This is a genomic window from Nocardia sp. NPDC060255 (assembly GCF_042727395.1).
Lineage (GTDB): Bacteria > Actinomycetota > Actinomycetes > Mycobacteriales > Mycobacteriaceae > Nocardia.
Genome location: NZ_JBHXAU010000049.1, coordinates 1 through 26,224, shown reverse-complemented (window position 1 = coordinate 26,224; position 26,224 = coordinate 1). Strand labels below are relative to the sequence as shown.

The window sequence follows — 26,224 nt, the reverse complement described above, 5'->3', positions numbered from 1 at the left end:
ACCTTCTGGCCCATCGATGAACACTCATCGACCGACCGGTCAGTGTCCGGGATGTCCTGTCACTGGAGTGTCAGGGATGTGCTGTCAGTTGAGACTGGCTATAGGGCCCTAGAGCGAGTGCAGGTCCCGAGTGAGGGTGCGGATTCTGGTGTCAGTGGGTGGGGTCGTGATTAGGGGAACCGGTGTTGGCGGGTTCTCGCCGGGCGATGGCTGCACCAGTTCTCCCTGAGCGTGACAGAGCCCCGGGACGGGGGCGTCTCGGGGCTCTGTCGGGTGGTTAAGGTGGTCAGCGCTTCTTGGAGGTGCGTTCGCGCTTTTCGCGGACGCGGACCGAGATGCGGACTGGGGAGCCGTCGAAGTTGAACTCTTCGCGCAGGCGGCGTTCCAGGAAGCGGCGGTAGCCTGCCTCGAGGAAGCCGGTGGTGAACAGGACGAACGTCGGGGGGCGGGTGGTTGCCTGGGTGGCGAACAGGATGCGGGGCAGGCGGCCGCCGCGCATCGGGGGTGGGGTGGCCGCGACGACTTCCTTGAGCCAGGTGTTCAGGCGGCCGGTGGAGATGCGCTTGTCCCAGGACTCGAGCGCGGTTTCCATGGCGGGCACCAGTTTTTGCACCGAGCGGCCGGTGTGTGCGGAGATGTTGACCCGCTGCGCCCAGGGGACGCGGACCAGGTCGCGGTCGACCTCGCGGTCCAGTTGCAGGCGGCGGTCCTCGTCGACCAGGTCCCACTTGTTGAAGGCGAGCACGAGCGCGCGACCGGAGTCGGCGACCATGCTGATCACCCGCAGGTCCTGTTCGGTGATCGGCTCGGAGGCGTCGACCAGCATGATCGCGACCTCAGAGGCCTCCAGGGCCGCCTTGGTGCGCAACGAGGCGTAGAACTCGGTGCCGTTGGCGTGCGAGACCTTGCGGCGCAGCCCGGCGGTGTCGACGAACTTCCAGATCTTGCCGCCCAGATCGACCAGCGAGTCGACCGGGTCGACGGTGGTGCCCGCGACATCGTGCACGACCGAGCGCTCATCGTCGGCCAGCTTGTTCAACAGGCTGGACTTGCCGACATTCGGCTTGCCGACCAGCGCGACCCGGCGCGGACCCGCGCCGCCGGTGCCTTCGCGCGGAGTTTCCGGCAGCACGGCGAGCACGTCGTCGAGCAGATCGCCGGTGCCGCGACCGTGCGCGGCGCTGACCATCCTCGGCTCGCCGAGACCGAGCGACCACAGCGCGGCCGCTTCGGATTCGACCTTCTGGTCGTCGACCTTGTTGGCGACCAGGATGACCGGGATCTCGGAGCGGCGCAGCTTCTTCACCGCGGCCTCGTCGGTGGCGGTGGCGCCGACCACGGCGTCGACCACGAGCAGGATCGCGTCGGCGGTCTGCATGGCCACCTCGGCCTGGCGGGCCACCGACTGCTGCAGGCCCTTGGCGTCGGGCTCCCAGCCACCGGTGTCCTGCACCAGGAAGCGGCGCCCAGACCAGTTGGCCTCGTAGGAGATTCGGTCGCGGGTGACGCCGGGGATGTCCTCGACAACAGCCTCGCGGCGGCCGAGGATGCGGTTCACCAGGGTCGACTTGCCGACGTTCGGGCGGCCGACCACGGCCACCGTCGGCATCGCCAGTACTTCTTCGCCCTCGAACTCGCCGTCGAGATCGGTGAGCTCCCAATCGGTTTCGTCACTCCAGATGCCGTCGCCGGCCATCACGTCTTCAGTCACTGCGGACCTCCCGTCCTGGTCGCCGAAATCTGCTGCGCGACAACGCGATACAGCTCGTCGATGACCTCATCCATGTTCAGGTCGCTGGTGTCGACCAGCACGGCGTCGTCGGCCGGACGCAGTGGGGACACCTTGCGGGTGGAATCGAGGTTGTCGCGCCGCTGCACGTCGGCGAGCACGGCCTCGTAGTCGTCGCCGCGGCCTTCGGCGATGTTCTGCTGGTTGCGCCGGTGCGCGCGAGCCTCGGCCGAGGCGGTCAGGTAGATCTTGGCGTCCGCGTCGGTCAGCACCACGGTGCCGATGTCACGGCCCTCGACCACGATTCGCTGTGCGGCCGTGGCGATTTCGCGTTGCAGCGCGACGAGCAGATCACGCACCTCGGACACCGCCGAGACCGCCGAAACGGCCTTGGTGACGGCATCGCCGCGGATCTCCGAGGACACATCCTCGCCGTCGAGCTGGATCACCTCGCGGCTCGGATCGGTGCCGATCGACAGCGGCAGCTCCTTGACGGCCGCACCGATGGCAGCGGCGTCGGTGAGCTCGATGCCGACGCGCAGCACGCGCAGCGTCGCGACCCGGTACATCGCACCCGTGTCCAGGTAGCGGGCGCCGAGCCGGGTGGCGAGCCGGCGCGAGACGCTGGATTTACCGGTGCCGGACGGGCCGTCCATCGCGACGACGAGCGGACTGGTCCCCGACATCTGCCGGGGCGCCTCGACCGGAATCTCCACACCCATCACAACGACACCGCCTCGTAGAGTTTGCCGATTTCACCGCGACCGAGCACACGCAGCGTGCCGGGCCGTTGGTCGCCGAGCGCGACCGGACCGATATTGGTGCGCACCAGCCGGCTCACCGGATGGCCGACCGCGTCGAGCAGGCGGCGCACGATGTGCTTACGCCCTTCGTGCAACACCAGTTTCACGAGGGAACGTCCCTCATTGATTTCGAGCACCTGGAAGCTGTCGACCTTCGCCGGGCCGTCCTCCAGTTCGATACCGTCCTTGAGCTTCTTGCCGATGCCCTTGTGCACCTCGCCGTTGACCGTGGCCAGGTAGGTCTTGGAGACCTCGTAGGACGGGTGCATGAGCCGGTGCGCGAGGTCACCGTCGTTGGTGAGCAGCAGCAGGCCCTCGGTGTCGGCGTCCAAGCGGCCGACGTGGAACAGGCGCTGACCCGCCGCGACCCGCTCGGCGACGATGTCACCGACGCAGGGACGGCCGAGATCGTCGGACATGGTGGACTGCCAGCCCTTGGGCTTGTTCAGCACGATGTGCACCAGCTCGGAGCGCACCATCACGCGAGTGCCGTCGACCCGGACCACCGCGACCTCGGGATCGATGCGCAGGCCCTGCTCGACCACGATGGCACCGTCGACCTCGACGCGACCCTGGGCGATCATCTCCTCGGCGGCGCGACGCGAGGCGACACCCGCCTTGGCGAGGACCTTCTGCAAACGTTCGCCCTCACCCCACGGCATTTTTTCGTGGCCCTCGGACGCGGCGGGCTCGACATGCTGACGCTTGGCGGGCTTGGCGTTGTTCAGCAGCGGGTTCGACTGAGTCTGCTTCTGTGGCTTCGGGTTCTTCTTCTTGCCGGTCGGCGCGGGCTGCGCGGCGCGGCGCTGCGGGATGCCGTTCGATGCGGTGCCGCGGGCGGTGGATGCGGCACCACGATAGGAGTTGCCGGACTGTGCGTTGTCGTTCTGGCCGGAGTTGCCTTCGGCGCGGCCACGGTAGGCGTTGCCACCGGAGCCGGCTTCGCTGCGGTCGCGGTAGGTGTCGGAGCTGCCTTCGGAACGACCACGGTACGCGTTGCCACCGGAGCCGGCCTCGCTGCGGTCACGGTAGGAGCTGCCCTGCGACGCGCCGCCTTCGCTGCGGCCGCGATATCCACTGCCACCTTCGGAACGGTCACGGTACGAGCTGCCACCCTGCGACGAACTGCCGCGATATCCGCTGCCACTCTGCGCGGAACCACCCTCGGAACGGCCGCGATACGCGTTGCCGCCCTCGGAACGCTCGCGGTAGCCGCCCTGCGACGAGCCACCTTCGGAACGGCCGCGGTATCCGCCCTGCGACGAACCGCCTTCGGAACGGCCGCGGTATCCGCTGCCGTTATCGGAGCGATCACGGTAGGAGCTGCCGCTCTGCGAGGAAGTGCCGCGGTAGGAGCTGCCGCCCTGCGACGAACTGCCGCGATATCCGCCGCCCTGCGCGTTGCCATCGCGGCTGCCGCGATAAGAACTGCCGCCCTCGGAGCGAGAGCCGCCGCCTTGTGTGGAGCTGCCGCGGTAGCCACCCTGGGCGTTGTCTCGCGAGCCGCGGTAGCCGCCCTGCGGGGAGCCTTCGCTACGGCCGCGGTAGGAATTGCCGCCTTCGGAACGGTCACGATAGGAGCCTTGCGCGGAACCACGGTCGCGTGCGTTGCCGCCTTCCGAACGGTCGCGGTAGCTGCTGCCCTGCGTGGCGCCGCCGCGATATGCGTTGCCGCCCTGCGCGTTTCCGCGCGAGGGGCTCGACGGCGCTGCGCCGCGGTAGCCGCCCTCGCCGCGCGCTGCGCCGCGTTCGGTCCCCCTTCGAGCAGCGCCTGCGCCTCTTACGGGACGCTGCTGCTCGTCATTGCGTTTCCTGCGATCCGGTGTGCCATCTCGGCGAGCGGAAGTATTCATTTTGTCCTGTCAATCCTCGCTGCCAAGGTCCAAGTCGGCCTCGGCGGGTTTTTTCAGCCTGGTGTAACGGGGGTCCGTATCCAGGCTCTCGTTGATCTCATCGATCAGGTCGACGCCCGGGAGCAGGGGCGCCAGCGGCGGCAAATCGGTCAGCGACGCGAGTCCGATCCGCTCCAGGAACAACTCGGTCGTGCAATACATCGTCCCGTTGGTTTCCGGGTCGACGCCTGCCTCGGCGAGCAGGCCCCTGGCCAGCAGCGTGCGCATCACCCCATCGACGTTCACGCCGCGCACCGCGCTGACCCTGGTCCGGGTCACCGGCTGACGGTATGCCACCACCGCCAGAGTTTCCAACGCCGCCCGCGTCAATTTGGTGCGGGCGCCATCGAGCAGCACCCTTTCAACATATGGCGCGTACTCGCTGCGAGTATAGAAGCGCCAGCCGTCCCCGACGAAACGCAGATCGATCCCACTGCCCCGCGCGGACAGTTCCGCCCGCATCTCCCGCAGCACCTCATCCACCCGCTCGGTGGTGTCGTCGAGGGCCGCCGCCAGCTGCTCTACCGGGGCCGGAGCGTCGACGACAAGCAACATCGCCTCCAACGCCGAACGAAATTCAGCGTCCTCGAGATGCTCGGGGGTGAACTCCGACACTGTGCTGTCGGCGACTGCGTCATTGGCGACTGGTGTCGCGTCGTGGGTGGCTGAGTTCGCGTCGTCGACGTCCGGATTCGCGTCGTCGTCTGGAGTCGCATCCACGGAGTTCGACGTCACGTCGTCAGCATCGGACGTCGCGTCACCGGCAACCGGAACCGCGCCATCAACATCATCCCGAGCCAGGCCGTCCGCCACCGGAACCTCGATGTCAGCGCCAGATGTGGCGGAATTCTTCCCGGCCACAGCTGCTTCACTCGACGCGGCGCTCGCCAAATCGCGCGATGGTGGCGTGTCATCGACAACCGAAGTCGCGTCGTCGACGTCCGTCGTCGCGGCATCAGCGGACCGGGTCGCGCCATCAGCGGCCGAAGTCACCTCATCAGCAACCGAGGTCGCGGCATCGGAGACCGGAGTGGCGTCGCCGGCAACCAACGTCACGTCGTCAGCGGCCGAGGTCGCGTTGTCAGCAGCCCGGGTCGCCTTGCGTGCAGCGGAGGACTTGGCATCGACAGCCGGAGTCGCACCATCTGCAACTGAAGTCGCGTCATCAGCAACCGACGCCGTGACGTCGGCGTCAACCGGAACCTGGTCGTCTACCGCCGGAGCCTCGGTGACGGCGGCAGAGGCGGCGGACTCCTTCGCGGGTACCGCGGTTTCGCTGGAGACGGCGTGCGCGGAGGCGTCCGAGGGTGTCGCGTCGGCGGAGTGCCCGGCCGCGTCGGTGTGCTCGCGGACGGTTTCCGTCGCGTCGGCGTCGGCGTCCCGCGTATCCGAGACGTCGGCGTCCACGGAGTCGTTCACCCGTAGTCCTCCTCGATATTCAGGTCCGCCTGCTCGGCGTCCGGGACGTCGTCGCCGATCCAGCTGACCGACAGTTGGCCGAGTTGGTCGGGCTGATCGAACTCGATCGTTTTGCCTCGGTACAGCTCCAGCAGGGCCAGGAAGCGGGCGACGATCTCGATCGGGACGGTGCAGTCGTCGACCAGTTCACTGAAGGTGGTCCAGCCGCCTTTGCCACGCAGTTTGAGGCGTTCGAGTACGAGTGCGGCCTGTTCGGCGACCGAAATGGAATGCGCGTGCAGGTGGTCGAGGCCGACCCTCGGCACCGGGCGGGGACGGAAGGCGGCTGCGGCGATCGCGGCGAACTCGTGCGCGTCTACTCCCAGCGTAACCTCGGGCAGCAGGTCGGCGAAGCAGTCCTCCAGGCCGACCGCGCGCGGGTATCGCCGCAGCGCAACAGCCTCCAGTTCGCCGAACAGCTCGGCCACCTGTTTGAACGCCCGGTATTGCAGCAGCCGCGCGAAGAGCAGGTCGCGCGCCTCGAGCAGTTCGAGGTCCTCGGCGTCGGTCATCTCCCCCGACGGCAGCAGCCGCGCCGCCTTGAGGTCGAGCAATGTGGCCGCGACAACCAGGAATTCGGTGGTCTGATCCAGGATCTTGTCGGCCCGAAGTTTATGCGTGGCATCGTCGGACAGGGCCGCGGTCAACGCCTTGGTGTAGGCGATGAACTCGTCGGTGACCTGATGCAACGCCACCTCGGTCACGTCGAGCTTGCGCGAACTGATCAGCGTCAGCAACAGATCGAACGGCCCTTGAAAGTTACTCAGCCGCAGATGAAATCCGGACTTCTTCTCCTCGGGCGCGGCATCGCCACCGGAGGTCGCGTCGACACCATCGGCCGCAGCATCGCCGGGCACGGCCGCATCGCTGGCGGGCACGGACCCATCGCCGCCGGGCGTGGATGCAGTTTTGCCAGGCACGGCCGCAACGCTGCCAGGCACGGCCGTATCGCCGCCGGGCGTGGGCGCATCGTCAGCGGGCACGGCCGTATCCACAACCAACGCAGCATCATCCGCGTCGCTGGAATCGGCCGCGCGCTGGACGGCGCCCGCCGGAACCGCAGGGGCATCGGAGTCTCCCGCGCGCTCGGCGACATCGTCCGCGGTGGTCGGCTCCGAAGCGGAGTCTGCGGGGGAAGGGTCGGCGGGCATGTCGACATCATCGGCTACCGGGGTGTTGTGGGATGCGTCCAGGTCCGGCGGGGTGGGCGGTTCGTCTGGGTCGTCGGCGCGCGCGGAGGCTCGCTCCAAGAGGTCGCCCGACGGGTGGTCGTCGCCGTGCGCGACCCCTTGGCCGGTCGAGTGGTTGGTAGCGGGTGGCGCGGCGTCGGTGCCGCCGATCACCGGCCCGACCGGTGGATGACTTCCCGCGCCATCGCCCGATATGCTTCGGCTCCACCGGATTTCGGTGCCCAGGTGGTGATCGGTTCGCCTGCCACGCTGGCGTCCGGGAAGCGGACGGTGCGCGAGATCGCGGCGTCGTAGACCAGGTCGCCGAACACCTCGACGACGCGTGCCATCACCTGACGTGAGTGCAGTAGTCGGGCGTCGAACATGGTGACCACTATCCCGTACAGGCTCAGCCTCGGATTCAGCCGATCGCGCACCTTTTCCACGGTGTCGTTGAGCAGTGCGAGCCCGCGCAGCGAGAAGTACTCGCATTCCATCGGAATGATCACACCGTCCGAACAAGCCAACGCATTGACGGTGAGTAAACCGAGCGAGGGCTGACAGTCGATGATGATGTAGTCGTACTTGTCGCGGATGGGATGCAATGCCCGGCCGAGGGAATGCTCGCGACCGACCTCGTTGACGAGCTGGATTTCCGCCGCCGACAGGTCGATATTGCTGGGCAGCAGATCCATGTTCTCGACGCGGGTGGGCATCAGCACGTCATCGATCGACCCCTTGGAACCGACGAGCAGGTCGTGCACGGTGAGGTCGAGATCATGGTGGGCCACACCCAATCCCGCGGACAGCGCGCCCTGCGGGTCCAGGTCGACCAGCAGCACCTTGCGCCCGTATTCGGCCAGCGAGGCACCGAGATTGATGGTGGAGGTCGTCTTGCCGACGCCGCCCTTCTGGTTGCACATGGCGACGATGAGGGCGTCGCCGTGCCGCTCGAGCGGTGGCGGGTCCGGCACGAGGCGCAGTGGGCGCCCGGTGGGTCCGAGTGCCGCGTCCTCCGGGACCGGTTCGGCCCCGGTGCCCCACAGGGTTTCGGCCGCAGCCTCCGAGTACGGACCGGTGCGCTGCCCTGTGCGCGGCTCCGCCCCAGCACCCATCGGCGGCTCTGCCGCTTCGGCTGATGTCACGATCCGCTGCTCCTTATACGTTCCTGCCCGTTGCCTCGCCGAGCGTAGCGAGGCCGATCAGGCCCGACCCTCGCTTTCGTACGGTCCGACTCCCGATAGACGCTACCGCGTACGAGGGTGCAAGTGCCGCGACGCGCGCGGCGTGTTCGCAGCACCACGCCGTGCCGCGAACAGCAAGACGCTACCGCGTATCGCTCAGCGCCACTCCGGGTCACCGTCGAAATGCACGTCGAAGCGGTCGTGCAACTCATCCATGCTGTCCCATTCCGCCTCCCCGCGGGCAATTCGACCGAGCTGCCGAAAGTACTCGAAACGGACGATACCTGGTGTCAGCACAGCGAAAAACTCGGCGGGCCCGTCCACGGACGCACCGAACGCATGCACCGTGCCGGGCGGGACAACGACCAGCCCACCCTTACGCACCGAGCTCAGTTCGCCGTCGACGAGAAATTCCATGGTGCCGCCGAGGACGTAGAAGATCTCCGTGGACTGCGTGTGATGATGCGGCCGAGTGCCATTCGCACCCGCAGCGAGCCCAAGCCGGTTCGCGCCGAACAAGCCCTCAGAGTTCTGACTGTCCTCCAACAGCAGGAAGGACCCGCCGCCAGGCAGGGCTACTGCTTCGACCTCGGATTCCTGGACGATGAAAGCCTTTGCCATTCAACTCACCTCACGTCGCGCACGCCGAGCCGCACGGCGCGGACCCCGACACCGAAGATCAACCGGACCAAAGTCCAGTTTCTTCCACGATGAACGCTGAAGAGTCGCGCAGTGCTCGAAAGGCACCCCTGACGAGGTCAGCGTCGGGTCTGTCGAGAGCCTGCCGCGATCGAGGCGAGTCAAATGGTCGCTGTACGGGATCAATTGGCGACCATTTGACTCGCCTCGACGTCCTACTCGGCTGACACCCGCCTCGGGCGCGGGCGGTGGGGTTCCGGCCTCGCACAACATAAGTGCTGATCGGGGAGAGTCAAATGGTCGCTAAAAGATCTTGTGCAGCGACCATTTGACTCGCCTCGATGTCCGAGAACGACCATTTGACTCGCCTCGATCAGCGGGCGCGGGGGTGGGCGGTGGCCCAGACCTCGCGCAACGTGTTGACGGTGACCAGGGTGTAGATCTGGGTGGTGGTTACGGAGGCGTGGCCTAGGAGTTCTTGGACTACGCGGACATCCGCGCCGCCGTCGAGTAGGTGGGTGGCGAAGGAGTGACGCAATGTGTGCGGTGAGACGGTGGCGCCGATGCCTGCGCGTTCGGCCGCGGTCTGCAGCACCTGCCAGGCACTTTGCCGCGACAACCGCCCGCCGCGTGCGTTGAGAAACAGCGCACCCGCGTTGCCTTTTCCGTTCGCGGCGAGCTTGGGTCGCCCCCGGACCAGGTATGCGTCGACCGAGGCCAGTGCGGGTCTGCCGATCGGCACCATGCGTTGTTTGCCGCCCTTGCCGTGCAGTACGACGGCGCGTTCGTCGGTGTCGATGTCGTCGACGTCGAGGCCGACCATCTCGGAAATCCGTGCGCCAGTGGAGTAGAGCAGTTCCAACAGCGCACGATCGCGCAGCCCACGCGGGCCGCCATCGGTCCCCGGTGCGGCATCGGGATCGCTCACCGAACCGCCACCCGCGGCCTCGAGCAGCTTCAGCACCTGGTCATAAGGCAGCGCCTTGGGCAGCCTGCGACCAGGTGCGGGCGGCTTCACCGCATGCGCGACATCGGTGGTGGTGATCCCCTCGGCCGCGGCGAACCGGTGCAGCCCGCGCACCGCGATCAACGCGCGGGCCACCGAACTCGCGGCCAGCGGCGGGAATTCGGTGCCGCCCGCCCGCAACGCCATGGTGAACTCGGCGACGTCGGCCTCGGCGACCTGATCGAGCGCGGCGATCCCGCGCCCGGTCAGGAAGTCGAGGTACCGGCCGAGGTCACGCCGGTAGGCGCCGAGGGTGTTGCGCGCCGCGCCGCGCTCGACCGCGAGATGGTCGAGGTAGGCGTCCAATTCCCGCGCGAGCACCCGCGGCCCCGTCAGTCCGTCGTCTTCGCGGCGGCCTTGCGGCGCAGGAACGCGGTGGGCTGCCCGGGCCACGGCGCATCTGCGGGCCGTAGCTCGGCATTGCCCGCCCGCGCCGCGGCCAGCGCGAAGACACCGGCCACGGCGGTCGCGTTGACGATCTCCCCGGCCAACGCCGCGCGCACCGCTTCATCCACCGGCATCCGCACGACTTTCAGGTCGGCCTCCTCGAATTCCGGCTCCGGACGGTCGGTTTCATAGAGCCCGCGGGCGTAATACACCCGCAACGCCTCATCGGTGAATCCCGGCGAGAGCGCCACATCCACCAGCACCTGCCATTCGCGGGCGGCCAGCCCGGTCTCCTCGGCGAGCTCGCGCTGCGCGGCGACGAGCGGGTCCTCGCCGGGCAGGTCGAGCAGGCCGGCGGGCAGCTCGAGTAGCCGCCTGCCGATCGGATGCCGGTACTGGTTGATCAGCACCACATTGTCGTCGTCATCGATCGCGGCGACCGCGACGGCACCGTGATGCTCGATCACCTCACGCTCGGCGACCTTGCCGCCGGGCATCCGCACCTGATCGAGCCGCAACGCCAGGATGGCGCCGCTGTAGACGGTCTCGCTGGATACGGTCTCGAAATCGTGGCTGCCCGCTTCGGTGCCACCGTCCTGCGTCATCGCCTTAGGCCTGGTCCGCCGCGCTCGCGAATTCCTCGTCCGGGATGTCGACCGGAAGACGCTCGGCGAGCTTGTATTTCAGTGCCGCCGCGACCAGCGCCGCGAACAGCGGGTGCGGACGGGTCGGACGGCTCTTGAGCTCCGGGTGCGCCTGGGTGGCGACGAAGAACGGGTGCACGTCGGCGGGCAGCTCGACGAACTCCACCAGATGCCCGTCCGGCGAGGTGCCGCTGAACCGCAGCCCGCTCTTGGCGATCCGATCACGGTAGGCGTTGTTCACCTCATAGCGGTGCCGGTGCCGCTCGGAAACCTGCTCGCTGCCATACGCCTGCGCGACGACCGAACCCTTCGCCAGGGTGGCCGGGTAAGCGCCGAGCCGCATGGTGCCACCGAGATCGGCCTCACCCGCGACCGCCTGTTCCTGATCGGCCATCGTGGAGATGACGGGATGCGGTGTGTCCGGCTCGAATTCGGCCGAGTTGGCCTCGGCCAAACCGACCGAACGCGCCGCCTCGATGACCACACACTGCAATCCGAGGCACAGCCCGAGCAGCGGAATACCGCGAGCACGGGCATACCGGATGGCACCGACCTTGCCCTCGATGCCGCGAATACCGAAGCCGCCGGGGATCAGCACCGCATCCACGTCACGCAACGCGGCCTGCGCACCCGCCGGGGTCTCGCACTCGTCCGACGGCACCCAGCGGATGAGCACCTTGGCCCGCGACGCGAACCCGCCCGCGCGCAACGCCTCGGTGACCGACAGGTAAGCATCGGGCAGGTCGACATACTTGCCGACGAGCGCGACCTCGACCGTCTCGCGCGGCGAATGCACCCGATCGAGCAGATCGCCCCACACGGTCCAGTCCACATCGCGGAACGGCAAACCGAGCTTGCGCACCACATAGGCGTCCAGGCCTTCGCGATGCAGCACGCGCGGGATGTCATAGATCGACGGCGCGTCCGGGGTGGAGATGCAGGCGTCGACGTCGACGTCACACATCAGCGCGATCTTGCTCTTCAGCGCCTGCGGCACCTCACGATCGCAACGCAGGATCAGCGCATCGGGCTGGATGCCGATATTGCGCAAGGCCGCCACCGAGTGCTGAGTCGGCTTGGTCTTGAGCTCACCCGACGGGGCGAGGTAAGGCACCAGCGAGACGTGCAGAAAGAAAACGTTGTCCCGGCCGACATCGTGACGGATCTGGCGAGCCGCCTCGAGGAACGGCTGCGACTCGATATCGCCGACAGTGCCACCGATCTCGGTGATGACCACGTCAGGCGTCTGATCGTCGGCATCCGGCGCGCTCATAGCGAGCACCCGGCTCTTGATCTCATCGGTGATGTGCGGGATCACCTGCACCGTGTCACCGAGATACTCGCCGCGGCGTTCCTTGGCGATGACTGTCGAATAGATTTGCCCGGTCGTGACATTCGCGTCCCGGGTCAGGTCCCTGTCGAGGAACCGCTCGTAGTGACCGACATCCAGATCGGTCTCGGCCCCGTCCTCCGTCACGAAAACCTCTCCATGCTGGAAGGGGTTCATGGTGCCGGGATCGACGTTCAAATACGGGTCGAGTTTCTGCATCGTGACGCGCAGTCCACGCGCCGTCAACAGCTGACCGAGGCTGGAGGCGGTAAGACCTTTACCCAATGAGGAGGCGACTCCACCGCTGACGAAGATGTGCTTCGTGGCCGTTCGCGCCTGATTCCGTGTATGACCCACGGGTCTTCACGGTAACACGGATCAGGCGTCCAGTTCTAACGCCACGCACGTTTGCTGTGTATATGCCGCGCGGGCGCGGCGGGGTCGCGGCCCCCGGGTGTCGCGCGTCCGAGCTGTCGAGACTCGCGCATGGTGGTCAGGTGAGTTTTGACCGTCGGTGCTTCAGGTAGACGTGCTGTTATCGAGGTGCGGACGCGAGTGTGAGGGAGGTCGCCTTCTCGCCGGTGCCGTATCGGCCGGTGCCGCCGTTCAGCTGTTCGCTCAGCGCGAGCACGGTGGTGACCCGTCCGATCTCGCGGTCGAGGTTGTCGACGGTGCTGACAGACGTGGCCAGCGGGCCGTCGGAGCGAACGATGGCGAGTGGTCCCGGGTTCTCGGCCGCGCCGGAACGGCCGGCCAGCACGACGCCCGCGCCGCGCCCACGCAAGGCACCGGCGAAGCGCGCGATGTTGGCGCCCTGGCTGTTCTCGCCGGACTTCGCGCCGTTGCCGGTGATGACGACCGCGGACTGGGCCGGGCGCACCGGGGTGTCGCCGTAGGCGAGGAAGCCGCCGCCGCGCAGCGTTTCCAGGACCAGGCCGAGTTCCTGTGGGGTGCCGCGGGTTTGCCCGTTGGCCGGATCGAGCAGCACGACCATGCCGAGCAGGTCGCCGGCCATGCTGCCCTGATCGACTGCGCCGGTGCGCAATTGGGCGCCGGCGGGGATGACGTTGGTGACCGTGGTGCGCATCCGGTCGCCCTCGGTGGCGTCGACGAAGGCGTCGGTGAGCGAGATGCGGCCGGTGATGGTGACGCCCGAGGTTTCGAGGGACTTGGTCACGCCCTCGATGTCGGCGGGATCGGCGTCGGGGGTAGTGAACACCGCGACGGTGCGATCGGCCAGGGTGCCGCCGAGGATGCGGCCCGCGGCGCCCGCGATGAAGCGGTCGGCCCCGTTGAGCTGATCGGTGAGGCGCCGGTTCTGGTCCGACACCGTGTCGACCTGTTGACGCAGATCCGATTTGTCCGCGCGCAGCCCCGACAGCAGATCCGCCGCCAGCGTCTGCGAGCCGAGCACCACGCCGATGGCGAGGGCCAGGAAGATCGCCACGATCGAAACGGCGTGCTGGCGTAACGAGATCATCGTTCTCCCTTGGTCATTTATCGCCCGCGCCGACGGTCATTTATCGCCCGCACCGACGAGGCCCTGCGCCCACAGCGCGAACCGGTCCCAGGTGTCGGCGGCCCAGGCCATGGCGTCGGTGCCGGTGTTGGAGGCGAGCAGCACCACGATCACCGCGATCAGGGCGGCGAGCACCACCAGCGCGATGCCGATGCCGGACACCCGGTTTCGATACAGCGTGGCGACGGCCTTGGCGTCCATCAGCTTGGTGCCGAGCTTGAGGCGGGTGAGGAAGGTCGCCGGATTACTCTCCCGGCGGCTGCGGTCGAAGAAGTCGTCGAGCGTAGCGGCGGCGCCCGCGGTGACGATCAGCGACGCGCCGTGATGGTGCGCCAGCAGCAGCGCCAGGTCGGCGGGTGCGCCGGAGGACGGGAAGGTGGTCGCGCCGATGCCGAGGTCCTGGATGCGTTCCAGGCCCTTGGCGTGGCCGTCGGTGTCGGCGGGCAGGATCACCTCGGCGCCGCATTTCAGGGTGGCGCTGGTGATCTCGTCCGGGTCGCCGACGATGAGGTCGGGCCGGTAGCCCTGCTTCATCAGGGTGTCCGCGCCGCGACCGACGCCGACCATGATCGGCACATACTCCTTGATGAACGGCTTGAGCCGCTTGAGGTCCTCGGCGTGATCGGGGCCATCGGCCACCACGACCACGTGCCGGTGCTTCATCGACAGTTCCAGCTCCGGCACGCCGATGCCGTCGATCAGCAGCGCGCTCTCGGTGCGGATGAACTCGATGGTGTTGCCCGCGAACGCCTCGAGATGGTCGGCCAGCCCGTTGCGGGCCTCGATCATCCGCTCGGCGATATCGGAATCGGTGAGCTCGATGCCCTTGACCAGGACCTCGGGCTCCTTCTTGATCACCTTGTCGGCATAGACGACGCCCTCGTCGATGCGGACCTTGACGCCGTCCTTGATCTTGCTGAACGCGTCCGAGCTCACCGTGTCCAGCAGCAAAATGTTGTTCGCCACCAGCACTTCCGGGCCCAGATTGGGATAGCGGCCGGAGATCGACGGCGAGGTGTTGATCACCGCGGCCACGCCCGCCTCGACCAGCCGGTCGGCGGTGAGCCGATCCAGGTCCATCTCGTCGAGCACGACGACATCGCCTGGTCCGACCCGTTTCAGCAGGCGCCGGGTGTTGCGATCCACCCGGGCTATCCCGGAGAGGCCGGGCAGCGTTTCGGTGTTCCTCGACAACAACGCCAGCATCTTCATGGCCCCGATGCTGCCCGCAAACCCTCAACCGTTGGTGGAGGCGCGCCGTCGGCCTACCACATACATCACTGTGACAACAGTGACACGACACGCGACACGCGGAAGAACTCGATGCGGCGCGTCAAACGTGGCGGGCGTCACATAATGACCGCTACCGCGCGCGTCCGGCGAGCAGGACCGCTACCGTTTCGTTACCGTCGACCAGCCCCGACGACAGTTCGACGAGACGTGACAAAGGACGACTGCGTGATGTGCCTCGAAATAGCCAGGGAGACCGGGCTTTTGCGCCGAAGACCAGACATTTCTCCGATTTCGCCAGGTTCTGGACATTGCCGACAAATGCGGTCGATTCGATGAGCAGGCACCGGACTCTCGACGCCGATCGGCGATTTGCGGCCGATCTGCGTGATTCGGACAGCAGTCAGCAAAGTTATGGCTACTCAGCGGGCCGGGCCGATTCGTGGCCGCCGCTGGACGACGCATGGTCGTCGGCGGAGCAGTGGGCAGCCGAGGATCAGTGGGCGGCGGATGATCAGTGGGCGCGGCCCGCGGACCAGTGGCCGTCGATGGATGATCAGCGGGCTCGGTCGAGCGATCGGCGGCCGTCAGCGGATCAGCGGACGCGGCAAGGCAATTCGTGGCCGTCGACGAATCGACGGACTCGGCCGGGCAATTCCTGGCCGTCCACCGATCAGCGGACGCGGCCCCGCGATTCCTGGCCGCCCGCCGATCAACCGCCGCTGCCGGACAATTCGTGGCAGGCCGAGGAACAGTGGGCACAGTCGAATGACGACTGGACGCGATCGGCCGACCCGCGCCCGATGGCAGATCCGCAGCCAACCCCGGTCGCCGATCTTCCGGTTCGGCCCAAGCGCCGCGGCGGCAAGCATCGGATGCCCGCACCGCCCGCCGCACTGAAGGGCCGCGCCGCCATCATCGCGGTTGCCGCCGGTGCGCTCGTCGCCGCCGGCCAGAACTTGTCGACCAGCAACGACAAGCCGCCCGTGGAAACCGTGGCCCCGATGGCGCTCGGCCAACCGCAGGCACAAACCATCGAACCGGCCGCCGCCGAGCCGGGACTGCTCGACGAAGGACCCGCCGACCTCGGCCAATTCAGCGACATCCTCGACAACGGCAGCAAAGTCGCCGACGAAATATCCGCCGCGGCCGCCGCGAAACTGCGTCCGCTGTTCATGAAGTTCACCTCCGGCACCTTCACCTCCGGCTACGGAATGCGCTGGGGCGCACTGCACCCCGGCGTGGACGTCGCCGCCCCCATCGGCACCCCGATCGTCGCGGTGGAGGACGGCACCGTCATCAGCTCGGGACCGGCCGAGGGCTTCGGCATGTGGGTGCGACTGCTCGGCGACGACGGCACCATCACGGTGTACGGCCACATCAACACCTCACTGGTCAACGTCGGCCAGCGCGTCATGGCGGGCGACCAGATCGCCACCGTCGGCAACCGCGGCGAGGCCACCGGCCCGCACTGCCACTTCGAGGTCTGGCTCAACGGCACCAACCGCATCGACCCCCTCCCCTGGCTCGCCACCCGCGGCATCAGCCTCGGCCAAGAGCGCGACTGACTTTCGTTCATCGGGGCAGCTGTCTGTGACACCGGTTACATCGGCTCATGGGTCTCCAAGGTGATACCTATATGCTGCCCGTCACAGGTAACTCGAAGAGGAGACCCCATGGCCAGCACGACTGTCGACGCCGTCATCGCCGCCCCGCGCGATGTGGTGTACCGGCTCTTCGCCGACCGCGAGAGCATCAGCCCGTACCTTCCGATCCAGGTCAAGTTGACCAAGCCCGGGCTCACCGAGCGCGAAGGGGTCGGCGCGCAGCATCTGCTCGGGGTCGGTCCGGTCGGCGTCACCGAGGAGATCACCAAGCTGGTGCCCGGTGAGCGGATGGAATACAAGATCGTCAAGGGTGCCCCGGTGAAGCGGCACGTCGGCGTCGTGACCTTCACCGACGCCGACAACGGCACGCTCGTCTCCTACACGATGGAGTCCGAGCCCAGCCTCCCCGTCCCCGCCAAGGTCCTCGAGTTCGGCCTGAAGAACCTGATCACCCAGTTCATCAAGGCCGCCCAGAAGGCCGTGCGCTAGTTCGGCTGGCCCCCACCCGCCGCCGCACGACTTCTGATGTCCCGCACGCAGACTCGCCGCCCTGACACGCGTGCGTATGTCAGAAGGCGTGCGGCTGCGGTGTCAGACCGTGAACTCGGTCGCGCGTGGGCGGTAGGAGTTGATCGCAGGCCGCCGGACGAAGCTGTAGGGCTGGACACCAACAGCGGCCTGCCGCACCACTTCTGATTCCCCGCACCCAGACACGCCGCCCTGACACGCGTGCGTATGTCAGAAGGCGTGCGGGTGTGGGACGTGTTAGACGGTCGCGCCGGATTTCTCGGTGCGGGCGAGGTCGAGGAGTTCCTCGGCGTGGGCTCGGCCGGTTTCGGTGTCGTCGAGACCGGCCAGCATGCGGGCCAATTCGATGACGCGCTCGTCCTTGGTGAGGGCGTGCACGCCGCTGTTGACCTTGCCCTTGCCGTCGTCGGACTTGTCGACCACCAGGTGGGTGTCGGCGAAGGCGGCGACCTGCGGCAGGTGGGTGACCACGATGACCTGGTGGGTGCGGGCGAGGCGGGCCAGCCTGCGGCCGATCTCGACCGCCGCGCGACCACCGACACCCGCGTCGACCTCGTCGAACACCATGGTCGCGCCGTGATCGGAACTGGCGAGCACGACCTCGAGGGCGAGCATCACCCGGGAGAGTTCACCGCCGGACGCGCTCTTGCTCAACGGAAGTGACTGCGCACCCGAGTGCGCGGACAACCGGAACTCCACCTCGTCGATGCCGGAAGACCCGGCGTGCACATCTTTTCCGTCGATGGTCAGCGGCGCGGAGTCCTGCGGTCCCGCGGGCATCGGCCGCACCTCGACCTCGAGCCTGGCCTTACCCATCGCCAGACCGCCCAATTCGGCGCTCACCGCCGACCCGAGCTTGCCCGCGGCCTTCTTGCGCGCGGCACTCAGCTTGCGCGCCGCCTCCCGGACCCGCTCGGCCGCGATATCGACCTCGGCGGCCAACGCGGCCAGGGTTTCCTCGGACACATCGAGCGAGCCGAGCTTGGTGCGGGCATCCTCGGCCCAGGCGATCACGCCGTCGATGTCGGGCGCGTACTTGCGCGTCAGCGACTTGAGCTCGGCCTGGCGGGTGAGCAGCGAGTCGAGAGCACCGGGATCGGACGGCAGATCCGAAAGGTAGCCGCTGAGTTCGGTGGTCAGGTCCACCACCACCGCGATGGCCTCGCCGAGCCGGGGACCGAGCGCCTTCAGCGCCGGATCGTCGGCCGAGTCGATCCGAGCCAGCGCGGCACCGAGCAATTCCAGTGCGCCCGAACCCTCTTCGGGCGAATCGACGGGTCCGGCGAGCGCATCGTGCGCGGTCGTCGCGCCCTCGCGCAGCGAATCGAGATCGCTGAGCCTGCGCACCTCGTCGACGATGCGCACGTCCTCGCCGGGTTCCGGTGCGATGGCGTCGATTTCGGACAGCGAATGCTGCAGCCGGTCCGCCTCCTGCGCCAATTCCCTACTGCGCGCGGTCCGTTCGAGCAGTTCGGTGCGGGCATCGAGCCAGGAGCGGCGCTGCACAGTGTATTTGCGCAGCAACGGTCCGACGGTCTCGACGGCGAACTGGTCCAGCGCGGACAACTGCTGATCGGGGCGCTGCAAGCGCAACTGGTCGTTCTGGCCGTGCACCGTGAGCAGCGACGCGGTGAAATCGGCGAGCACCGACGCCGGTACACCACGCCCACCCAGATGCGCGCGGGAGCGACCGTCACTGCCGACCGTGCGGATCGCGATGATGCTGCCGTCGTCATCCTGTACGGCCGCAGCGGATTCCAGCACCTGTGCTACCTCCGCGCGGGCGGCGTCGTTCACGTCGTCGACGGTGAACCGGCCCTCCACCACCGCACGATCGGCACCGAGCCGAACCCGGCCCGCGTCGGCCCTGGCACCGCTCAGCAGATGCAGGCTGGTGACCACCATGGTCTTGCCCGCACCGGTCTCGCCGGTGAGAACTGTGAGACCTTCGTGGAATTGCGCAGTGGCCGTTGAGATAACGCCAAGGCCATCAATCCTGATCTCGGTCAGCATTTGAGCTCTCCGTCCGCCGTCGGCCACGCCAGCCTGTCACGGGCAATTGGAACTTGCGCACCATCCGATCCGCGAACGGCGCGGAATCGATCCGCACCCAGCGCACCGGCTGAGCACCGCGGAACGCTTCCAACCGGCTGCCGCGCGGCAGTTCGACGGTGCGCCTGCCATCCAGGAAAACTATCGCATCGTGGCCGGTCGCCGCGCATTCCACCGCGATCCTCGACTCCGGGCTCGTCACCAGCGGCCGCGCGAACAACGCGTGCGCGTTACTCGGAACCACCAGCAGCGCTTCCAGTTCCGGCCACACCACAGGACCGCCCGCCGAAAACGCGTACGCGGTCGAACCGGTGGGGGTGGAGATCAAGATGCCGTCACAGCCGAACGCCGACACCGGCCGTCCGTCCACCTCGAGCACCAACTCCAATACGCCTATCCGCGAGGCGTTTTCGATGCTTGCCTCGTTCAACGCCCAGCCGGTCTGCACCACCTCGTCGTCCACCCGGACGGTCACGTCGATGGTCATCCGGTCCTCGATGCGGTAGTCGCCCCGAACCACGTGTGCCAGCGCGTCATCCAGGTTCTCGGCCTCGGCCTCGGTCAGAAAACCGATGCGGCCCAGGTTGATTCCCAGCACCGGCACGCCCGCCGGGCGGGCCAGTTCCGCGGCCCGCAGGAAGGTGCCGTCGCCGCCGAGCACCAGCGCCAGCTCGCAGCCGACGGCGGCGTCCGGACCGTGCTCGACCACCCGCACCGGATAGCCGCCCGCCGCGGCCTCGAACCGAGTATCGACGGCCTCGTCGGCCAGCACCCGCAGGCAAATACCCGCATCGGCGAAGATCTTCGCCACCCGATGGGCCGTCTCGATGATCTCCGCCCGGCCCGGATGCGCCACCAGCAGGATCTCCCGGCCACCGGACCTGGTCGCGTTCACTGTGGACCCTCCTCAACCGCACGCTCGACGAGAGCAGCGACTCGCTCACCGTCGTCCTCCGGCTGCCCGTCCTTGCGCAGCCATACGAAGTATTCGACATTGCCCGACGGGCCCGGCAACGGGCTCGCCACAACGGCCTCGGTTCGCAGGCCGAGCGCCGCCGCCGCGGCCGCGACCTCGCGGACCGCCTCGGCGCGCAACGCCGGGTCACGCACCACGCCACCGGTACCGACGCGGTCCTTGCCGACCTCGAACTGGGGTTTCACCATCGGCAGCAGGTCACCGCCGGGCGCGGTGCACGCGGCCAGCGCGGGCAGCACCAGGCCCAGCGAAATGAAGGAGAGGTCGCCGACGACCAGTTCGACTGTGCCGCCGATGGTTTCGGTGGTGATGTTGCGCACGTTGGTGCGGTCGACCACCCGCACCCGATCGTCGTTCTGCAGCCGCCAGATCAGCTGGCCGTAGCCGACGTCCACCGCGATCACCTCGCGGGCGTCGCGCGACAGCAGCACATCGGTGAAGCCACCGGTCGACGCGCCCGCGTCGAGGCAGCGCTTACCCGCGATGGTCAGTCCGGCGGGCTCGAACGCCTCCAGCGCGCCGAGCAGCTTGTGTGCGCCACGAGAGGCCCAGGACACCTCGTCGGGCTGCTCACGGACCAGCAGCGGTGTGCCCGCCTCGACGGCGGTCGCCGGTTTCACGGCGACCGTTCCAGCTATCAGGACGCGACCGGCCCCGATCAGCTCGACCGCGTGCTCCCGCGATCTCGCCAATCCGCGGCGAACCAGTTCGGCGTCCACGCGCGCGCGTCTGGCCACCTCAGATCTTGTCCACCGTGGCCAGTGCCTGCACGAGCACGTCGTGCGCCTGCTCCAGGATGCGGGCGCGGCGAGTGATATCCGTGCCGGATTCGGCACCCTCGGCCGCGGTGGGTGAGCCGGGCCAGCTGGTGCGCGTCGCGAGTTCGGTGAGCAGGGCGTCGATCTCGCTGCGGATGCGCTCCGGGTCGGCCGGCTCCGGGCGCCCTGGTCCGCCAGGCAGATGCTGGCCGGGCAGCGGGGCGCCCGGGCGGGGGCCGTTCGCGCCGGGCATACCGGGGCCGGTGGGGCGGGGCATAGGAGTAGTCATCGTGGCGTCAACGCTATCGGATTTCCGAACCAGACGCGCGTACCGTCACGGCTCGTCCCGGGTTGCGCCGCAACCGGTCGGCCAGGTCCGCGGCGAGGTCACTCGGATCGATGTCCGTTTCGGCGGGTATCGGCGGATAGTTCAGCGCGTCCAACGACTCGGCGACGTAGGTGGGAATGGACTCGGCGGACGCGTCTTTCAGCTCGTCGAGGGTGCTGACGCCGGTCAGGACCAGCAGCGATTCGAGGCCGACGGTATTCGCGCCCTCGATGTCGGTGTCGAGGCGATCGCCGACGACCAAGGCACTGCGGGTGCCGGCGCGCACGAGAGCGTCTTCGAGCAGCGGTGCGTAGGGTTTTCCGGCGACGATCGGTTCGCGATCGGAGGCGGTGCGCAGGGCCGCGACCATCGATCCGTTACCCGGCGCGAGTCCGCGCTCGTTCGGCAGGGTTTTGTCGGTATTGGCCGCGACCCACAGTGCGTCCGCGCGCAGGGCGTAGGCCGCCTCGGCGAGGTCGGCCCAGCAGGTCTGCGGCGAATGTCCTTGTACGACAGCGGCAGGCGGGGTGTCGTCGAAACGGCGGATGGGGTGCAAACCCACCGCGGTCACCTCGGCGGCCAGGTCATCGGTGCCGATGATCAACACGCTCGACCCCGGCTCCAGTCGTTCGGCAAGCAGCCGCGCGGCGGCCTGCGCGCTCGTCACCACTTCATCGGTGGTCGCGCGAAACCCGAGTTCGGTGAGGTGCGCGGCGACCGTGCCCGGTCCCCTGCTCGCGTTGTTGGTGACATACATGAGCCGCTGCGCGGCCCCGTCGTCAACCAACGCCTCCGGCGCACCCTCGATTACCGCGTCACCGCGATACAGGGTGCCGTCCAGATCCAGCAGCAAGGCTTCGTACCGATCCCGTAGCCGCTCGCTCCGCGCCGACTTATCCAAAGTCTCCAACTCCGGCACCCCGCATGTTCCTCATGTCTTCCATATCGTTGCCCTGTACAGCGCCGAACTTTGCCTCCGCCGAACGCCTGCCACCGCACCGAGGCAGTGGCCTTCGGCCGTGCCGAGACATCCGAACACTACGCCAGCAGTCCGACAGGAAACGCATGGCACCGACCCACCAGCGCTGGCTCACATATGCCGCAGCGGACAACATCTGGCTCTTCACGACAGCCCAAGGTGCCCAACAACGACGAACGGGACATGACGGCGGCTCCTCTCGCGATTCGCCGCCCTCATGTCCCGCTGGGCATGTCTCGGGTATTAGCCAGTGACGCAGTTGCCCTGGCCGTCGGCCTTGCCCGCCTTCGGCGACATGATGCCGGGGAGCGAGCAGTCCGTGTCCTTCGGCATCGGGACGAACTGGACTACGTCTTCACCGGGCTTGTGGCAGGTCGCCTTGGCGGAGACGCCGCCGGGCAGGTTGATGCTTTCGGTGTATTCGAAGCCCGCGTCGGCGCAGGCCTTCTTGGCCTGCTCGCCGTAGTTCGACGGCTCCGCGTTGGCCGAAACGGCACCCATCGCGGTCAACGCCGCGGCGGCCAAGCCGACGAAAACAGCGGCCCGAACACTACTCATCATGCATCTCCTTGAAATCAGACAGTCTCGTAATGTATCCCCGACCCATACCGCGCGTCACCGACCCGAAGTCAGCACACCCGTAGCGATTTCGCGCCACGAACACTACGCGGTCCGCCCAACCATAGTTGGGCATTCGGTCGAAGAGATCAACGGGCACAACGAATCCCGGTGCGCGACCAGGTAGGCCAACAGACTGGTCAGCACGCTTTGGTCAGGATCTCGCTTGCGGCGACGCGCTCGAAAATCAGTGGAACAGTCCCGCCGCGTGCCATTACCGTGCTGACGAACCAAGCCGTCTAGCCAAGGACATTCCGCTGTACACCCTGTGAGACCTCCCCAGCACTGAAGCGCCGCACCTGTGCGCCGCGCTGCTTTGTGCTGCCCACTTCTCACTGAAACCGGTGTACTTCTATGCTCGAAAACTGGGTGGTCGTACCCACCCGTCTGCCACTTGTTCGCCGCCGCTGTCACGCGTGCTCGTCCGAGCGTTTCCGGGCCAGCGGCAAATTTCGCGTCAACGCCAACCACAAGCTCATCGACGCCTGGCTCCTCGCGCTCTGTACCGGGTGCGGGGAAACGGTGAAGCTCACGATCCTGGACCGAACGCATGTCCGTTCGATACGACTTGAGCTGCTGGACCGACTGCACGACAACAACCCCGACCTGACAGCTGAGCTGCTCCAGGATCCAATCATGCAGCGCCGCAACCACATCGCCCTCGACTGGAACAACGCCTGGCGCCTCGACACCAGCGGATCAGATCACCCGGCGGACGAGGCCGTCGACGTCGCGGTCGGCTTCGCAGCGCGGATCCCGGTCCGGCCGGTGCGACTGATCGCCGAAGGTTTCGGCCTTTCGCGAGCCGAGGTCGAGCGACTGCTCGCCGAGGGCAACCTCGTTTCCGCAGTCCGCCTGAGCGGCAAGCTCGCGGGCGATTTCACCTTCACGCTCAAGCGCTGAGCCAGCCTCAGGACTACGGCCTGCCCGCATCTTTCCGGACAGGCCGTAGTCACCGGGTAAAGCTCGAGGTCGTCAGTGGGGTGGGGCCCACGGCGAGTTCTTCGGCGTCGTTTCGACGTCGAGGCCAGGCAGGACTACGGCCTGCCCGGAGAGATTCGCCGGACGGGCCGTAGTCACTGGCTACAGCTCGAGGTCGTCGGCGGGGTGGGTGCCGCCGGTGAGTTCTTCGGCGCGTTCTTCTGCGTCGGTTTCGCCGTCGAGGTCGGCGGAGGCCGCGTTGAGGAACCAGGTCAGGCCCTCGTCGGTGCGGCCTGCGGCGACGAGAGCGTCTGCGTAGGCGTAGAAGAGGCGCGCGGCGGCGGAGCCGGTGCGGGACGGGTCCAGTTCGGACGTCTGCAGGGTGACGACGGCCTGGTCGTATTCGCCGAGGTCCATGCGGGCGCCGGCGACCACGATGCGCAGTTCGGTGGCCTCGTCGCCGGTGAGGGCGCGAGCCTCGTCGCTGCGGCCGAGTTCGATGGCGCGTTCGGGGCGGCCGAGGCCGCGTTCACAGTCGGCCATCACCGCGAGCAGGCCGGACCCTCCGGACATGCGGCGGGCGGTACGCAGCTCGGAGAGCGCTTCGGCCCATTCGCCCGCATGGTAGGCGGTGACGCCCGCGGTCTCGCGGACCACGGCAATGCGGCCCGCGCGTTGCCGAGCGGCACGGGCGTGTGCGAGGGCCAGGCGTGGATCGTCATCGATCAGTTTGGCGGCCATCACCAGATGGCGGGCAACCGCTTCCGCGTTCGACTTGTCCAGACTCAGCAGGTCGCGGCGGACAGCGGGCTCCAAGTCGGCCGGCTGCACGTCATCGGGAAGATCGGGCTCCTCGGGACGCGGCGGACGCCGATCCTGCGACCGATCACCACCCACACCACTGCGAGCACCTTCGCCCCCACGACGCCGATCATCCGGCCCATTACCCCGCGAATCGCCGCTGCGATCAAACCCACGACCAGAATCGCCGCCACGCTTGAACCCACCACGATCACCCGAGTCGGAACGGCCACCCGAGTCGCCACCACGGTTGAATCCACCACGGTCACTGGAACCACCGCTGCGGTTGAACCCGCCACGGTCGCCCGAGTCACTGCCACGATTGAATCCACCACGGTCGCCGGAACCGCTGCGATTGAAACCACCACGATCCCCGGAGGCACTGTCGCGGTTAGAGCTGCCGCGCTCATTGGAGCCGCCACTGCGGTTGAACCCGCCACGGCCGCCGGAATCGCCGCCACGGTTGAAACCACCACGGTCGCCCGAGTCGCTGCCACGGTTGAAACCACCGCGATCGCCCGAACCACCGCTGCGATTGAAACCACCACGGTCGCTGGAACTTCCACGGCCGGAATCGCTGCGTCCGGTCGAATCGCCACCGCGTTTGAAACCGCCGCGGTCCCCCGCAGCGTTGTCGCGGTTAGCGCCGCTGCGATCGCTGGAGTCGCTGCGGTTGAACCCGCCACGACTGCCTGAGTCACCACCACGATTGAAACCACCACGATCACTGGAACCACCGCCGCGGTTGAATCCGCCACGGTCGCCCGAGTCGCTGCCACGATTGAAACCACCACGGTCACCTGAGCCACCGCCGCGGTTGAATCCGCCGCGCTCGCCCGAGTCACTGCCGCGATTGAAACCGCCACTCTCGCTGGAACTTCCACGGCTGGAATCGCCGCGTCCGGCCGAGTCAGCGCTACGTTTGAAGCCGCCGCGGTCGCTGGAGGAACTGTCACGGTTAGAGCCGCCACTGCGGTTGAAGCCGCCGCGGTCATTGGAGTCACTGCCGCGATTGAATCCACCGCTGCGGTTGTCCGAGTCAGCACCGCGGTGGGAGCTGCCGGAATCGCTACGGTTGTTGAAGCCGCCGCGGTCGCCTGCGTTACCGCGCGAGCTCGAATCGCCGCTGCGGTTGAAGCCGCCCCGTTCGCCCGAGCTGGGACGGTCGCTGGAACTGCCGCGCTGGGCCGAGTCGCCGCGCTGGCCGAATTCGCTGCGTCCGCCGGCGTCGCCGCGGCGGTCCGCTCCGCCGGAGCCGGAGTCGTTGTTTCGTTTGAAGCCGCCGCGCTGGCCGCTTTCGCGGTCGGGGCGGTTCTTGGCGGAGTCGTTGCCGGCACCACCGCTGCCCTGAGCTGGGCGATCGGATCCCTCGCCGCGCGGGGAGGACTTCCGGTCGTCGTTCTGTTCCGACACGGTGATCCCTTTCTGAGGTCCGCAAGAGTGGTCGGGGGCCCCACAAATTCAATCACGTGTCTTGGTGGGGGCCTGACACGGCTGACCGTGCGAGCGACCTGCAAGAAGTCGCAAGCGATGTGGTTTCGGCACGATTAGGTGCTGAAACGACGATAGGGGACCCAGAATCTGGGTCCCCTATCGCGAAGGATGTTCCGGCGGTGTCCTACTCTCCCACACCCTGTCGAGTGCAGTACCATCGGCGCTGGCAGGC

General features: G+C 67.7%; 20 protein-coding genes and 2 pseudogenes. 3 read left to right on the top strand and 19 right to left on the bottom strand.

The annotated features are described in order from the left end of the window. Positions 1-286: 286 nt before the first annotated feature. The 12 genes and pseudogenes from der to steA all read right to left on the bottom strand — a co-directional run bounded on the left by der (position 287) and on the right by steA (position 14,972). On the bottom strand, positions 287-1,696 hold the full coding sequence (gene der / locus ACFWF1_RS43585) for a ribosome biogenesis GTPase Der (RefSeq protein ID WP_357390530.1): 1,410 nt from the start codon (positions 1,694-1,696) through the stop codon (positions 287-289). A gap of 11 nt (positions 1,697-1,707) precedes the next feature. Continuing rightward, a complete protein-coding gene (cmk, locus tag ACFWF1_RS43580) occupies positions 1,708-2,451 on the bottom strand; it encodes a (d)CMP kinase (protein ID WP_379292094.1) in 744 nt (247 codons plus the stop codon). Continuing rightward, positions 2,451-3,311 (bottom strand): annotated as a pseudogene (locus ACFWF1_RS43575) (pseudouridine synthase); the annotation flags it as partial. The gene cmk and the pseudogene ACFWF1_RS43575, both read right to left, overlap by 1 nt. Positions 3,312-4,394: 1,083 nt before the next feature. Next, a complete protein-coding gene (gene scpB / locus ACFWF1_RS43570) occupies positions 4,395-5,039 on the bottom strand; it encodes an SMC-Scp complex subunit ScpB (protein ID WP_379292107.1) in 645 nt (214 codons plus the stop codon). Positions 5,040-5,839: 800 nt separating this feature from the next. Next, positions 5,840-6,739 (bottom strand): segregation and condensation protein A, encoded by a 900-nt coding sequence (locus ACFWF1_RS43565; RefSeq protein WP_379292108.1) that lies wholly within the window; start codon positions 6,737-6,739, stop codon positions 5,840-5,842. 482 nt (positions 6,740-7,221) lie between these two features. After that, positions 7,222-8,166, bottom strand: coding sequence for a ParA family protein (locus tag ACFWF1_RS43560; RefSeq protein WP_379292109.1), 945 nt, complete (start codon positions 8,164-8,166; stop codon positions 7,222-7,224). A 225-nt stretch (positions 8,167-8,391) separates the two neighbouring features. Then, positions 8,392-8,856, bottom strand: a complete 465-nt coding sequence (locus ACFWF1_RS43555; RefSeq protein WP_379292095.1) for a cupin domain-containing protein — start codon at positions 8,854-8,856, stop codon at positions 8,392-8,394. A 391-nt stretch (positions 8,857-9,247) separates the two neighbouring features. Then, entirely contained in the window at positions 9,248-10,201 is a 954-nt protein-coding gene (gene xerD, locus ACFWF1_RS43550; RefSeq protein ID WP_379292096.1) for a site-specific tyrosine recombinase XerD, read from the bottom strand. 11 nt (positions 10,202-10,212) lie between these two features. Next, positions 10,213-10,872: an NUDIX domain-containing protein gene (locus tag ACFWF1_RS43545; RefSeq protein WP_379292097.1), complete on the bottom strand. Its 660-nt coding sequence runs from the start codon at positions 10,870-10,872 to the stop codon at positions 10,213-10,215. Positions 10,873-10,876: 4 nt separating this feature from the next. Further along, positions 10,877-12,598, bottom strand: a complete 1,722-nt coding sequence (locus tag ACFWF1_RS43540) for a CTP synthase (RefSeq protein ID WP_379292098.1) — start codon at positions 12,596-12,598, stop codon at positions 10,877-10,879. Positions 12,599-12,776: 178 nt separating this feature from the next. Next, a complete protein-coding gene (locus ACFWF1_RS43535; RefSeq protein ID WP_379292099.1) occupies positions 12,777-13,721 on the bottom strand; it encodes a copper transporter in 945 nt (314 codons plus the stop codon). 36 nt (positions 13,722-13,757) lie between these two features. Then, the gene (gene steA / locus ACFWF1_RS43530) at positions 13,758-14,972 is read right to left on the bottom strand and encodes a putative cytokinetic ring protein SteA (RefSeq protein WP_379292100.1); all 1,215 of its coding nucleotides are present in this window, start codon (positions 14,970-14,972) and stop codon (positions 13,758-13,760) included. A gap of 566 nt (positions 14,973-15,538) precedes the next feature. On the opposite strand from steA, the gene ACFWF1_RS43525 reads away from it, so the two are divergent. Next, positions 15,539-16,558: a peptidoglycan DD-metalloendopeptidase family protein gene (locus tag ACFWF1_RS43525; RefSeq protein ID WP_379292110.1), complete on the top strand. Its 1,020-nt coding sequence runs from the start codon at positions 15,539-15,541 to the stop codon at positions 16,556-16,558. 108 nt (positions 16,559-16,666) lie between these two features. Further along, complete coding sequence (locus ACFWF1_RS43520; protein ID WP_357389908.1) at positions 16,667-17,086, top strand: SRPBCC family protein; 420 nt, start codon at positions 16,667-16,669, stop codon at positions 17,084-17,086. A 276-nt stretch (positions 17,087-17,362) separates the two neighbouring features. Here the strand turns inward: ACFWF1_RS43520 and recN are convergent, their stop codons facing one another. The 6 genes from recN to ACFWF1_RS43490 all read right to left on the bottom strand — a co-directional run bounded on the left by recN (position 17,363) and on the right by ACFWF1_RS43490 (position 22,776). Continuing rightward, positions 17,363-19,138, bottom strand: coding sequence for a DNA repair protein RecN (recN, locus tag ACFWF1_RS43515; RefSeq protein WP_379292101.1), 1,776 nt, complete (start codon positions 19,136-19,138; stop codon positions 17,363-17,365). Then, positions 19,116-20,072, bottom strand: a complete 957-nt coding sequence (locus ACFWF1_RS43510) for an NAD kinase (RefSeq protein ID WP_379292102.1) — start codon at positions 20,070-20,072, stop codon at positions 19,116-19,118. The genes recN and ACFWF1_RS43510 overlap by 23 nt, the downstream gene beginning before the upstream one ends. Then, on the bottom strand, positions 20,069-20,890 hold the full coding sequence (locus ACFWF1_RS43505) for a TlyA family RNA methyltransferase (protein ID WP_379292103.1): 822 nt from the start codon (positions 20,888-20,890) through the stop codon (positions 20,069-20,071). Before ACFWF1_RS43505 ends, ACFWF1_RS43510 begins: the two co-directional genes overlap by 4 nt. A 1-nt stretch (position 20,891) precedes the next feature. After that, complete coding sequence (locus ACFWF1_RS43500) at positions 20,892-21,200, bottom strand: hypothetical protein (RefSeq protein WP_379292104.1); 309 nt, start codon at positions 21,198-21,200, stop codon at positions 20,892-20,894. A gap of 13 nt (positions 21,201-21,213) precedes the next feature. After that, the gene (locus ACFWF1_RS43495) at positions 21,214-22,149 is read right to left on the bottom strand and encodes an HAD-IIA family hydrolase (protein WP_379292111.1); all 936 of its coding nucleotides are present in this window, start codon (positions 22,147-22,149) and stop codon (positions 21,214-21,216) included. 312 nt (positions 22,150-22,461) lie between these two features. Next, entirely contained in the window at positions 22,462-22,776 is a 315-nt protein-coding gene (locus ACFWF1_RS43490) for a hypothetical protein (protein ID WP_379292105.1), read from the bottom strand. Positions 22,777-23,190: 414 nt separating this feature from the next. On the opposite strand from ACFWF1_RS43490, the gene ACFWF1_RS43485 reads away from it, so the two are divergent. Beyond that, complete coding sequence (locus tag ACFWF1_RS43485; protein ID WP_379292106.1) at positions 23,191-23,739, top strand: DUF1062 domain-containing protein; 549 nt, start codon at positions 23,191-23,193, stop codon at positions 23,737-23,739. Positions 23,740-23,919: 180 nt separating this feature from the next. On the opposite strand, the pseudogene ACFWF1_RS43480 reads toward ACFWF1_RS43485, so the two are convergent. Then, positions 23,920-25,167, bottom strand: a pseudogene (locus tag ACFWF1_RS43480) (hypothetical protein); the annotation flags it as partial. Positions 25,168-26,224 lie beyond the last annotated feature (1,057 nt).